Here is a 12714-nt window from a genome sequence, read left to right on the forward strand (position 1 = left end):
GAAGAGGAGCGGGCTCCATGAGCAGCACAAGCATTTCGCCTGAGATCATCGAGCGTTTCACCGCCATCGTCGGCGAGAAATATGCGCTCCGCAGCGAGGCGGATCTGGCGCCGCACCTCATCGAAAACCGCGGCCTCTACCACGGCTCCTCCCCTCTCCTCCTCAAGCCCGGAACGGTCGAGGACGTCTCCGCGATCATGAAGCTCGCCACCGAAACCGGCACGGCCATCGTGCCGCAGACCGGCAATACCGGCCTTGTCGGCGGGCAGACGCCGCGCGAGGGCAAGGCGGACATCATTCTTTCGCTCGAACGCATGAACCGGATCCGCGACGTCGATCCGGTCGCCAACGTGCTGGTCGCCGACGGCGGGGCGATCCTTGCCGACGTGCAGAAGGCGGCCGAGGCGCACGGGCGGCTGTTTCCGCTGTCGCTCGGCTCGGAAGGCTCCTGCCGCATCGGCGGAAACCTCTCCACCAATGCCGGCGGCACGGCGGTTCTGGCCTATGGCAACATGCGCCAGCTCTGCCTCGGCCTCGAAGTCGTGCTGCCGACCGGCGAGATCTGGGACGGGCTGCGCCGGCTGAAGAAGGACAATACGGGATACGACCTGCGCGATCTCTTCATCGGCGCCGAAGGCACGCTCGGCATCATCACCGGCGCGGTGCTGAAGCTCTTTCCGCAGCCGCTCGGCCATCAGGTGGCCTTTGCCGGGCTTTCCACCGTCGAGGATGCGCTTTCCTTCTTCAACCTCGCCTCCAGCCTCTGCGGCACGTCGCTGACCGGCTTCGAACTGATGCCGCGTTTCGGCGTCGAGATCACCGCGCGCCATATAGACGGCGTGCGCGATCCCCTGGAGACGCCGCACGACTGGTATGTGCTGATCGACATTTCCACCTCCGATTCCGCCGAGACGGCCGAGCGGATGATGAATGCCGTGCTGGAGCAGGGTTTCGAAGCGGGCCTCGTGCAGGATGCGGCCATCGCCTCCTCCGTCGCCCAGCAGAAGGCGCTCTGGCACATGCGTGAGAGCATGTCCGACGCGCAGAAGCCGGAGGGCGGCTCGATCAAGCACGACGTTTCCGTGCCGGTTTCGAAGATCCCGCATTTCATGAGGGAAGCCGAAGAGGCCGTCATGGCGGCAATGCCCGGCGCGCGCATCTGCGCCTTCGGCCATATGGGCGACGGCAACATCCACTACAACATCTCGCAGCCCGTTGGAGCCGACAAGGAAGCCTTCATCACCCGCTGGCACGAGATGAACCATATCGTGCACGGGCTGGTGCTGGCCCATGGCGGCTCGATCTCCGCCGAGCACGGCATCGGCCAGCTGAAGCGCGACGAGCTGGCGTCGATCCGGCCGGCGATCGAAATGGAACTGATGCGCCGCATCAAGCGGGCCTTCGACCCTGCCGGCATCATGAACCCGGACAAGGTGGTGAGCCTCTAAGGCGTCTCCCTCAAGACGCGGTTCTGCGTCCGGAGCATGTCCGCGTTTCGGAAAGGCCCCGGAGGCTCACCCCGTCGCTCAAAGCAGCGATGTCGCCTGACCGGTGCCGCCAGTCAGGATCTGCAGCGCCGGCGACTGCTGGGTGTTGTTCTGGATGTCGTACATGGCCGTGAAGCGCCTGATGAGCTTGTCGACCTTCTTGGGGTCGTGCAGGTCTTCCAGCTTCACGAAGCGGCCGAGCAGGTCGACCTGCTTTTCCACGTCCATCGCAGATATCTGCTGCGGCAGGCTGTAGGTCGTCTGGATGACCTGATAGAGCGCCTTGTCGCCGAGGATCTGGTAGAGCGAGGTAATGTCCGTCGCCTTGCGCTTGAAGTAGAGCGCCAGACGCACGCCGTCATTGGTTTCGCCCTCCTGGGTTTCCAGGGTCAGCTGCACATATTGCTGCTGCGTCGTCGCTTCGGCCTGCTTGTCCTGGATCGTGCCCATCTTGGCGCGGGTCAGGTTGCCGTCCTTGTCGAAGTTGAAGGAGCCGACGATCTCCTTGAAGCGCTCGTCCGCCTTGGTGTTGAGGTAGCTCTTCTTGTCGTCGGGATCGGACGTGAAGATTTTCTTCAGCGTATCCTTGTCGTACTCCTTCGGATCGAAGCCGTTTGCCTTCAGCATGAGATCCGTCAGACGCTTGTCGGCCAGGAAATCGTCGAGGGAGTTGATACCGGGAATGGTCTTGCCGAAATAGTCGACTTCCTCGGTGGCAGCCTTGGCGGCGCGGTCCTTCGCGGGGCCGTCCTTCATCAGCATCGTAACCTGCGCCCTGTAATCGGTTGCATATTTCGCCATGGTGGCGGCGGACAGGACCGACATGGGCTGGGCAGCCTTGCCATCGGGACCGAAGTTGAAGGCGCGCACCATCTTGGTGATGCGGTCGTCCTTGAAGGAGGCGACATATCCGTTCGGGTCGTAGGGATCGCTGGCGAGCAGCTTGCGCATCATGGAGCGCGGAACATCGGCCGTCGTCAGGCCGTAAGCCTGCAGCGTCATCTGGTAGAGATCCGGATAGGAGTCGTTGCCGAGGACGGTATCGGCCCTGTCGTTGGTTTTCATGAAATCGTTGACGCTCTTCACGCCAGCGGAATTGTCGTCATCCATTCGCGTCTTGTAGTTCGCGATGATGCGATCGATGAGATCATTGCCCTGGTCGTTGACGCGGGCGCCGTAATTGTCGCCGGTCGTCATCGTCTGTTCACCGGTCTGGGCGGTCGTCAGCGTCGGCAGCGATCCGTCGGCGGCGAAATTGAAGGCGGCGTTGAGCTCGCTCTGACCGACGGAAGCGGCATGGGCCGGGTCGGTAAGGATATTCCGGAGCTCGGCATCGGTCGTGTCGTAAGCCAGGCCGTAGGCCATCTTCAGGTAATCCGTCAGGGACGTATCGGCCAGCAGCTGATCGACATCGTTGATGTCGCCCATCCGGTCCAGAATGCCTTCCTCGCGGATGGTGGTGGCCGAATTCACGGAAGCCAGCTGCGCGGGGCTGTGCACCGTAAGGCCGGGGACGACCGTGCCGTCCGCCTGGAAGTTGAAAGCCGCCGCCACCTTGGCATAGGGGCCGGTGCCGCTGTGATCGACAAGGATGTTGCGCAGATCGGCATCCGAAACGCTCGAAGGGATGCTGAAGGCATAACGGATGTAGCTGTTGAGCTTCTGGTCGCCCAACACCTGGTCGACGTCGGTGAGCCCGTTGATCGTCGTGACATAGTAGTTGGCGGCCGCTTCCACTTTCGCGTTCATCGCGGCGGTCTGCGCGGCGTCCTGCGAAACGGTATTGGCAGCAAGCGTGCCGTCCTGACGGAAATTGAAAAGCTGGTAGACGTCGCTGTAGCCCTCGGAAGCGGCGACGGCGGGATCGGTCAGGATGCCGCGAAGCGTGGCGTCGCTGATTTCGTTGCCGATCTGCAGGCTGGTGCGCAGGAAACTCATCGCCCTGTCGTCGGCCAGAAGCACGTCGACCGCCGGGGTCGCGCCGTCGTTGGAGAGATCGGCAAGCTTGACGTGATAGTAGGAGGCATTGTTGGTGACGAGCAGGTTGATGCCCTGAAGCTGGGTCGCGTTCTGTGCGCCGACGACGACACCGGTCGGCAGCGTCTCGAACGTCACCGAACCGTCGGCGTTGAAATTGAAGGCATCGTGGATATCCAGGTGGCCAGCGTTTGTGGCATAGTCGGGGTCCGTAAGGATGTTCCTCAATTCGGCATTGCTGAAATTCTGACCGAGGCCGTAGGCGTCCTTGATATAGGCCGTCAGCATCTTGTCGGACAGCAGTTCGTCGACGCTGTCGATCGGGCTGGTGCCGCCGGGCGGCATCATCATGTTGGAGAAATAGCTCGATACGTTCGACGCAGCGCTCGTCATGCCGCCCAGCTGTTCGTAGGACTGCGCGCGCTCGTTCGGAGAAACCGTGCCGTCGGACCTGAAATTGAACGCCTCCCAGGCCGCGCCCATATCGACCGAGCGGGCATAACCGGGGTCGGTCAGGACGTTGCGCAGCTGCGTGAAGCCCGGATCCATGCCGAAGGCGGCGCGAACATAATCGGCAAGCCGTTTGTCGTTGACCAGCTGGTCGACATTGGTGATCGAACCGATCTTGGACAGGTAATAGGTCCTGTTGAATTCGGACATCGCCTGGCTGACATAGTAGACGTCGCTGCCCGTTCCGAGGCGATCGACGATCTGGATCGCAGTATTGATGTTATACTGCTCCATCACGTAGTTTTTCTGTGCCGCGGTCTGGGCAGAACCGCCGACGGCCGGGGCGCGGAACCGGTAGAGTTCGGCGACCTCGTCGGTCTGGGCTGCGTTCTGGGCGGCACCGTTGACCGATCCGTCGGCGTTGAAATCGAAATAGGACGCCAGTTCCTTGTATTTGCTTCCGACATAATTGAGCGACGGATCGGGATTGCTGATCGGCGGATCGCCGCCGAGCGTCGCAGGATCGCTGGTGAGGACCATCTTGACGAAGGCGTCGTCGGCCGTCGCCGGATCGATGCCGACGGATTGCAGCACCACCGTGCGCAGGCGCGGATCGGCAAGAAGATCGTCGACCGACTGTACCGAACCGATATTGTCGCGGAAATACTGGGCGTCGCCATTGTCCGGCTTGAAGTTGAACTGCTGCGCGAGCGCGTAGAGCTTGTCGCCGACATAGGTCTTGGTCGGATCGAAGGACGGATCGGTCGGGTCGGGCGCCGCGCCGCCCAGCGTACTGATATCCGTGGTCAGGACCTCGGTAATGTAGTCCTTCGACATATAGGTTGGGTCGATGCCGACGCTCTTCAGCGCATAGTTCAGAAGACGGGGATTGCCGACCAGGTCCTGCACGGTCTTCGCGTCGTCGATCTGGGCACTGTAATAGTCCGTTTCGGCGGCCGTCTGCTTTTCCGTATCGGCGAAGGACTGCTTGTAGAGGCCGATCAGATCGTCTTCCTGCTCGTCCGTCTGAACATCCTTGGGCGGCGCATTGAAATTGAAGGCGGCGGCGAATTCCCTGTAGCGCGTATCGGAAAGCTTGTTGGCGAAGCTGTTCGCATCCGTAAGGTCGCTCTCCAGAACCTTCCTCATGAAGGCCTTGGCATAGATCATGTCGTCAAGGCCGTAGGCTTTCATGGCGTAGCTGTAGAGCTTGTAATCGCCGAGAAAGTCGTCGATATCCTTCACCTTGTTGATGTTCTCTGCGTAGTATTCGGCGTCTTTTTTGACCTGCGCCTGGTTGGCGACGCGGTCGAGACTCTTTGGCATATCGCGGGACAGAATGACGTATGCCAGGGATGCCGTAATCATGGATGCGCCCTTTTCAGCAAAGTCTTTAAAGAATTGACAGACTATTGGTGCGTGCATTTTGCCAGGCAGAGCTTGCCCGAGACTTGCCTGAAACTGTCCCGCCTTGATGCGGGGCCGCGTTCACATTCCGGAAACCCTGCCATATTCGTTTTTGCTAACCATCCCCGGAGGCAGGGTTTTCTTAACCGCGATTTTTAAGCTGTACGGAACGGGGGCCGCCTATTGTCGGGCCATAGAGGACGAAAAGTCCCAACGAGAAGACCGGAAACCGGCTCTCAGGTAAGACAAGGGTAGAAATGAAATGAAGAATACCGTTCTGAAGCCCGTCTGGGCTGGCACGACATTGCGTCTTGATCCGTCTCGCTTTCCGCAACAGGTAAGCTATGCCATCCACGACCATGCCGGTGACGTCAGCATAACGATCGACGAACGCGGCGCGGTCCTGCGCAAGATTCTCCCCTCCAGCGGCCTGCCGCTCTCCATCGCCCTGCCGCGGCGCGTCTTCAAGGGCGTTGCCGCCCGCGCCATCGACCACGGCAACGGCGAAGTCACCGTAACGCTCGAACTGCATCACGAAGATCCGGAACTCTGCATTCCGCTGCTGGTGGCCCACGATCTCGGCGATATCGCCGCCGACTGGCGCAGCTGGTCGGAGGCCTACGGCATCCCCATGCTGATGGTGGAAGCCGACGGCATCGCCCGCCCGCTCGAAGAACATATCGGGGGGCTGCGCACCGGCGACATGAAGCCGCGCCGGCGCCACTCCTATTTCGCCAACCGGCGCCCGCGCTTCCTCGTGCGCCGCACCACCGGCAAGCTTGGCGTCATCATGAAGATCGAGGGCAAGGAAATCATCGCCCGCAACTGAACGACAGGTTCAGATCCTACCCGCAAACCCGGCCCTTGCGCCGGGTTTTTCATTTGCGCTCAGGGAATGGCGAAAAGCAGCGAGACGAACAGGCCGAGAAAGACGATCAGCCCGACACGGGTGTTCGACTTGAAGAGCGCGAGGCACTGGGCGCCGTCGTCGATATCGAGCGTTCTGATCTGCGAGGCGAACATGCCGGCCGCAATCAGCAGGCCGACATAGGCGAGAAGCCCGACGCCGGCAAAGGCGAAAGACAGGAACATCAACAGGAGAGTGAGCCCGTAAAGGCCGACAAGCGCCATGCGCGTGCGCTCGCCGAAGAGGCGCGCGGTGGAACGGACGCCGATCAGCTCGTCATCCTCCTTGTCCTGATGCGCATAGATCGTGTCGTAACCGATCGTCCAGACGACCGACGCGAAATAGAGCAGGACCGCGGAAAAGGACAGGCTGCCGAATATGCCGGCCCAGCCCATCAATGCGCCCCAGGAGAAGGCAAGGCCGAGGAAGAATTGCGGCCAGTCGGTAAACCGCTTGGCGAAGGGATAGAGGGCGACGATGCCGAGCGACAGCACGCCGAGAATTACGGCAAACCAGTTGAACTGCAAGAGTACGAACAGGCCGACCAGCGCCTGCAGGCCGATGAATATCTTCGCCTGCCGGCGTGTCACACGCCCGGAAGGCAGCGGGCGAGAGCGGGTGCGCGCCACCTGCATGTCGATCTCGTGGTCGACGAGGTCGTTATAGGTGCAGCCGGCGCCGCGCATGGCGACGGCGCCGATGAAATACAGGAACAGATGGTAGAGCAGAAGGGCGCCGGAAAAGACGCGCGGCTCGATCGCCGCATTGGCGGCAAGCGCGGCCGACCAGAAGCACGGCCACATGAGCAGCTGCCAGCCGATCGGCCTGTCCCAGCGCGCCAGCTGCGCATAGGGCCACAGCCAGGGCGGCAGGATGCGATAAACCCAATTATCCGAGGGCGCATCGGCAACGCGCCCGTTGAGACCGTCAATCTGTTGCATGGAGCCATCTAGCGACGGCCGGCATTCGCGGTCAAGACGCGATTACGGGGCGCGATCGCAGAGCCGGGTCAGTTCAGCGTGAAATTGAACTTGTAGCTTGCCGATACGCCGATCACGAACTGGTTCTTCGACCCCTTCTCGCGCACGAGGCTGCTGTCGGCCGCCGGGCCGGCAAGGCGCTTGTATTCGGCAAAGGCGCTGGTCGACAGGTTTTCGGTCGCGTTCCAGGTGAGTGCGGTGCCGACGCCGTAGGACTGGATGCCGGCGGAGGGATCGTAAGGTTTCAGGCCGCTGGCCGCCGCCTGCTTGTCGTTGACGCCGTAATAGGAATCGAAATAGCCGCCGGTCGCAAAGGTGGCGCGCGGGCCGCCCGACAGCTGCAGGTCGGGCGCGATATCGGTGAAGGCGTCGACGGCGAGATCGGCCACGAGGCCGTCATGCGAGCGGATGCCCTGGCGCACTTCGGCGCGGGCGCGCAGCCAGTCGGTCGGGTAGACTTCGGCAAAACCGCCGACTTCCGCACCCCACTTGACCTTCTTCAGACCGTGCAGATCGCTGTCGTCATCCGGATCGCGCTCCGGCACGTAGCGCCCGACGATACCGGCACGGAAGCCGCCATTGTCGACGAGGGCGAAGGAGGGATTGTCGTTGCGCGAGGAAAAGCGCGGGCCGGCGCCCTGGCGGCCGACCGAGATCAGCGGGCTGAACTTGAATTCGTTGGTCGAAGCGCCTTCGAACTTCGGCGCGGAAAAGCCTGACACGCCGACCTTCAGATACCAGTCGCCGGACCACCAGTGGCCGCCTTCCTGAGCGGAGGCTGTACCGAAAGAGGCAAGGGCAATAGCTAAAGAGATCGATACGACTGATCGATTAAACACAATCCGCACTCCAGAAAACGCAATACAAGAACGGCCGCGGACGGCGGCGATCGGTAGATTTATAGTGAGGGTGTTACCTCAATCTTAACCAAGGCGGCGAGATCGAGGGGATGGGAAGTTACTTCTGGTTCCAGCGGCGGATGACCGGCTCGGTCAGGTCGTGCTCATAACCGAGAACGCTGATGCTCGTCGTATCCAGGATGAAACGCGCGCCATCCTCAGGCGGCAGGCCGAGCCAGCGGGCGGCGAGCACGCGCAGGAAATGCGAGCTGGAAAAGATCAGGACCGGCGCGTTGACCTGACGCAATTCGGCGACGATGCGGTCGGCACGGGCGCCGATATCGGCCGCGGACTCACCGTCGGGGCAGCCGTCGCGGAAAAGCCGCCAGCCGGGGCGCCTGGCCAGGATTTCCTTGGTGGTGATGCCCTCGTAGGCGCCGTAATCCCATTCGGCGAGATCGGGCTTGATGGCGGCCCCTTCCCCGAAGCCGGCAAGCCTGCAGGTATTGTGCGCCCGTTGCGACGGGCTCGACCAGACGGCGGAGACAGAAAGACCTGCCAGCCGCGGAGCGAGCGCGCGGGCAGCCGCCTCGCCGTTGGCCGTGAGAGGAATATCGCTGCGGCCGGTGTGCTGGCCGGACAGGGACCAGGCCGTTTCGCCGTGGCGCACGAGGGTGATTTCGGGAAATGCGCTCATGCCCGTCTCTCCAAAGAAAAAGCGCGGCCAGAGCGCCCTGCGTCCGTTCGGACGCGCAGCGCTCCCATTCCTTGAGTTCTACGCATCGGCCCTTGCGAAAATCAATTCCGATCTTCGCAAGGGCCGATGCAGCGGACCGCGCTTTCGATATCAGAAGGTGAACTTTTCCAATGGCGGCCGCGTCGCCTCGAATTCCTTCAGCTTCGCCTCGTTCTGCGCAATGTAATTGCGGTTGTCGGGCGTTGCGAACTGGTTCTTGGTGATCTGGATCTGCTCGATGAAGAGTTCGTCCCAGCGGAAGCCCATTTCTGAGCCTGCCAGATAGAATTCCCACATGCGGAAGAACTTCTCGTCGTAAAGCGCCACGGCTTCTGCCTTGCGGGCCACGAAGCGCTCGCGCCAGTGGCGCAGCGTATAGGCGTAATGGAGCGGCAGCACTTCGACGTCGCGGGTCAGGAGGCCGGCCTTTTCGAGCGGCACCAGCGTTTCGGCGATCGAGGGAATATAGCCCTGCGGGAAGATATATTTCTCGATGAAGGCGTTGGTGGCGAAGCTCGGCTTCGGGCGCGCGATCGAATGCAGCAGCATGACGCCGTTGTCGTCCAGCAACTCGTGCACCTTCTTGAAGAAGTTGCCGTAATTGCCGATGCCGACATGTTCGAACATGCCGACCGAGACGATACGGTCGAACTTCTTGCCGGTCAGGTAGCGATAGTCCTGCAGCTCGAAACGGACACGATCGGCAAGGCCGCGCCTTTCCGCACGCTCGCGCGAGATCTTCAGCTGCTCTTCGCTGAGCGTGATGCCGGTCACGTCGAGGCCGGGCGTCGATTCCGCCAGATACATGGCCATGCCGCCCCAGCCGGAGCCGATCTCGAGAACGCGCTGGTTGGGCTGCGGCATGAGCTTGGCGGCGATATGGCGCTTCTTGGCGACCTGGGCCTCCTCCAGGCTGATGCCCGGCGGATCGAAATAGGCGCAGGAATATTGCCAGTCCTCGTCGAGGAAGAGTTCGAAGAGCTTTTCGGAGAGGTCGTAATGGTGGGCGACATTACGCTTGTTGTGATTGATCGGCATGCGGCTCTTGAGCTGCTGCATGGCAATGCGGCCGATCAGCAGGGCGGCCATCTTGAAATCGAAGATTTCGTTGGTGGTGTTCTGCTTCACCAGGGCGAGGAAGTCGTAGATGTTGCCCTGTTCGAGAATGAACCGGCCTTCCATATACATTTCGCCGAGCTTCAGCGTCGGATCGCGACGGATCGCATCCTCGGCTTCCTGGTCGGCAAGGCGAACGGCAACCGGGTCGCCGGTGCCGTCGCCAATCGTGTGGGTCTCGCCGCTGGCGAGCGTAAGGGTCAAGGAACCCTTGCGGATGATCTTTTGGACAATCGATAAGAATGCCGACGCCATGGACGCCTCGCAAATGTGACAGGATGGTCACATCAACTTAGTCGCTCTCGCCTGCCTTACAAGCACCGGATTTAGCACTCGGCAAATTCAATTGCCAAAGTGTGACATTTTTGTCGACATTGGGGCTAAGCCCTTATTTTCGCTTCATGGCTTCGGCGAGTGCCGCGCCAAAGGCGCCCTGACTCTGAGGCTTCGCCGGCGCGGGGCGGCGCTCCTGCTGCGGGCGAGAGCCTGCATTTGCGCGCGACTCGCCGCGCGCAGAACCCGCGGAACCACCGTCATCCTTGCGCATGGAAAGGCCGATGCGCTTGCGTTTCACATCGACCTCGACGACGCGCACCTTGACCACGTCACCAGCCTTCACGATTTCGTGAGGGTCCTTGATGAAGCGGTCGGCGAGCTGCGACACGTGGACGAGGCCGTCCTGATGCACGCCGATATCGACGAAGGCGCCGAAGGCGGCGACGTTGGTGACGGTGCCTTCCAGCATCATGCCGGGCGTCAGGTCGCCGATCTCGTTGACGCCTTCCGCGAAGGTCGCGGTCTTGAAGCTCGGTCGCGGGTCGCGGCCGGGCTTGTCCAGTTCGGCAATGATATCCTTGACCGTCGGCAGGCCGAACTTCTCGTCGATGAACTTGCGCGGGTCGAGCGCCTTCAGCGTGGCGCTGTCGCCCATCAGCGAGCGCAGGTCGCGGCCGCAGGCGGCGACGATCTTCTTGGCCACGCCATAGGCTTCCGGATGCACGGAGGAGGCGTCGAGCGGCTCCTTGCCGTTCGGGATACGCAGGAAGCCGGCCGCCTGTTCGAAGGTGCGCTGGCCGAGGCGGGCGACCTTCAGGAGATCCTTGCGGCTTTCGAAAGCGCCGTTCTGGTCGCGGTGCAGGACGATCGCATCGGCAATCGACCGGCCGAGGCCGGAGACGCGCGCAAGCAGCGGCGCAGACGCCGTATTGAGATCGACGCCGACGGCATTGACGGCATCTTCGACGACCGCATCCAGCGAGCGGGAGAGCTTGGCCTGATCGACATCGTGCTGGTACTGGCCGACGCCGATCGATTTCGGCTCGATCTTGACGAGTTCGGCGAGCGGATCCTGCAGGCGGCGCGCGATGGAGACGGCGCCGCGCAGCGACACGTCGAGCTGCGGGAATTCGGCGGCCGCGGTTTCCGAGGCCGAATAGACGGAAGCACCCGCTTCCGAGACGATGACCTTGGTGGGCTTGGGTGCCGGCAATGCGGCCAGCATGTCGGCCACCAGCTTTTCCGTCTCGCGGCTGCCGGTGCCGTTGCCGATGGCGATCAGCTCGACATTGTGCTTGCGGATGAGCGAGGCGAGTTCGGCCTGCGTGCCGCGTACGTCGTTCTTCGGCGGGAAGGGATAGACGGTCGTCGTATCGAGAAGCTTGCCGGTGCCATCGACGATGGCGACCTTGACGCCGGTGCGGATGCCCGGATCGAGGCCCATCGTGGCGCGCGAGCCGGCGGGCGCCGCCAGAAGCAGGTCCTTCAGATTGCGGGCAAAGACGTGGATCGCCTCTTCCTCCGCCCTTTCGCGCAGTTCGCGCATCAGGTCGAGCGACAGCGACATGGAGAGTTTCACGCGCCAGGTCCAGCTTGCGACATCCATCAGCCAGCGGTCGCCGGGGCGCGAGGCGCCTATCTCGTAGGCGGTGGCGATCATGCGCTCGACCGGCTTGTTCGGCGAGGCGATCTCGGCATCGGCCTCGATCGACAGCGTCAGCACCTCTTCGTTCCAGCCGCGCAGCATGGCAAGCGCGCGGTGGCCGGGTGCGGTCGCCCAGCGTTCGGAATGGTCGAAATAGTCGGAGAACTTTTCGCCGGTCGCTTCCTTGCCCTCCACGACCCTGGCCTTGAGAAGGGCCGCATTGCGCAGATGGGCGCGCAGCTTGCCGAGCAGGTCGGCATTTTCGGCAAAACCTTCGGCAACGATGTCGCGCGCGCCTTCGAGCGCCGCCTTCACGTCGGGCACGTCGGCATTGACATAGGCTTCGGCGAGCACCGCCGGCTCCCTGCCGCGCTCGGCTAGGATCGCTGCGGCAAGCGGGCCGAGGCCGCGTTCGCGGGCGATCTCGGCGCGGGTGCGGCGCTTCGGCTTGTAGGGCAGATAGAGGTCTTCCAACTCGGCCTTGGTGGCGGCGCCGGCAAGCTTCGCCATCAGTTCCTCGGTCATCTTGCCCTGGCCGGTGACGGATTCGACGATCGCATCGCGGCGGGCTTCGAGTTCGCGCAGATAGACGAGGCGTTCGGCCAGCGTGCGCAGCTGCGTATCGTCCAGCCCGCCGGTCACTTCCTTGCGGTAGCGGGCGATGAACGGGACCGTCGCGCCCTCGTCCAGCAGCTCGATCGCCGCCTTGGCCTGATCGGGCCTTGCGTTGATTTCGGCGGAGATGCTTGCTGCGAGCGAACGAAGGTCAGCGGCCATGGAATTTCCTGCGGTTCGTTGGGATTGGCGGACCATAGCGACGAAAAGCGGCAAGGCAATGCCTGCTGCGGCTTTCCACAGCGGAAGCGAGAGCCGCCGCCGATTCAAGCCCCCGTG

General features: G+C 62.4%; 8 protein-coding genes. 2 read left to right on the top strand and 6 right to left on the bottom strand.

The genetic code is table 11. The features are described from left to right. Nucleotides 1-17 precede the first annotated feature (17 nt). Nucleotides 18-1448 (top strand): FAD-binding oxidoreductase, encoded by a 1431-nt coding sequence (locus tag ACFPWW_RS22495; protein WP_377313253.1) that lies wholly within the window; start codon nucleotides 18-20, stop codon nucleotides 1446-1448. A 78-nt stretch (nucleotides 1449-1526) separates the two neighbouring features. Here ACFPWW_RS22495 and ACFPWW_RS22500 read toward each other — a convergent pair whose 3' ends face one another. Beyond that, nucleotides 1527-5282, bottom strand: coding sequence for a DUF1217 domain-containing protein (locus ACFPWW_RS22500; protein ID WP_377313254.1), 3756 nt, complete (start codon nucleotides 5280-5282; stop codon nucleotides 1527-1529). Between the two features lie 301 nt (nucleotides 5283-5583). Here ACFPWW_RS22500 and ACFPWW_RS22505 point away from each other — a divergent pair, with 301 nt between their 5' ends. Further along, on the top strand, nucleotides 5584-6150 hold the full coding sequence (locus ACFPWW_RS22505; protein WP_112573191.1) for a DUF6101 family protein: 567 nt from the start codon (nucleotides 5584-5586) through the stop codon (nucleotides 6148-6150). Nucleotides 6151-6209: 59 nt separating this feature from the next. On the opposite strand, the gene ubiA is transcribed toward ACFPWW_RS22505, so the two are convergent. The 5 genes from ubiA to ACFPWW_RS22530 all read right to left on the bottom strand — a co-directional run bounded on the left by ubiA (nucleotide 6210) and on the right by ACFPWW_RS22530 (nucleotide 12597). Further along, the gene (gene ubiA / locus ACFPWW_RS22510; protein WP_377313255.1) at nucleotides 6210-7169 is read right to left on the bottom strand and encodes a 4-hydroxybenzoate octaprenyltransferase; all 960 of its coding nucleotides are present in this window, start codon (nucleotides 7167-7169) and stop codon (nucleotides 6210-6212) included. Nucleotides 7170-7237: 68 nt separating this feature from the next. Beyond that, nucleotides 7238-8047, bottom strand: coding sequence for a MipA/OmpV family protein (locus ACFPWW_RS22515; RefSeq protein ID WP_112758753.1), 810 nt, complete (start codon nucleotides 8045-8047; stop codon nucleotides 7238-7240). Nucleotides 8048-8165: 118 nt separating this feature from the next. Beyond that, complete coding sequence (locus ACFPWW_RS22520) at nucleotides 8166-8744, bottom strand: histidine phosphatase family protein (protein ID WP_113414548.1); 579 nt, start codon at nucleotides 8742-8744, stop codon at nucleotides 8166-8168. A gap of 150 nt (nucleotides 8745-8894) precedes the next feature. Then, nucleotides 8895-10154, bottom strand: a complete 1260-nt coding sequence (locus tag ACFPWW_RS22525; RefSeq protein WP_112704512.1) for a class I SAM-dependent methyltransferase — start codon at nucleotides 10152-10154, stop codon at nucleotides 8895-8897. Nucleotides 10155-10287: 133 nt separating this feature from the next. Next, nucleotides 10288-12597, bottom strand: a complete 2310-nt coding sequence (locus ACFPWW_RS22530) for a Tex family protein (protein ID WP_377313256.1) — start codon at nucleotides 12595-12597, stop codon at nucleotides 10288-10290. Between the last annotated feature and the right edge of the window lie 117 nt (nucleotides 12598-12714).

It is taken from the genome of Rhizobium sp. GCM10022189 (assembly GCF_042656325.1).
GTDB lineage: Bacteria > Pseudomonadota > Alphaproteobacteria > Rhizobiales > Rhizobiaceae > Rhizobium.

Coding starts and splice junctions, on each gene's coding strand:
- ubiA (WP_377313255.1), bottom strand. CDS start 7,169: ATGCAACAGATTGACGGTCTCAACGGGCGCGTTGCCGATGCGCCCTCG.
- ACFPWW_RS22500 (WP_377313254.1), bottom strand. CDS start 5,282: ATGATTACGGCATCCCTGGCATACGTCATTCTGTCCCGCGATATGCCA.
- ACFPWW_RS22495 (WP_377313253.1), top strand. CDS start 18: ATGAGCAGCACAAGCATTTCGCCTGAGATCATCGAGCGTTTCACCGCC.
- ACFPWW_RS22520 (WP_113414548.1), bottom strand. CDS start 8,744: ATGAGCGCATTTCCCGAAATCACCCTCGTGCGCCACGGCGAAACGGCC.
- ACFPWW_RS22525 (WP_112704512.1), bottom strand. CDS start 10,154: ATGGCGTCGGCATTCTTATCGATTGTCCAAAAGATCATCCGCAAGGGT.
- ACFPWW_RS22505 (WP_112573191.1), top strand. CDS start 5,584: ATGAAGAATACCGTTCTGAAGCCCGTCTGGGCTGGCACGACATTGCGT.
- ACFPWW_RS22530 (WP_377313256.1), bottom strand. CDS start 12,597: ATGGCCGCTGACCTTCGTTCGCTCGCAGCAAGCATCTCCGCCGAAATC.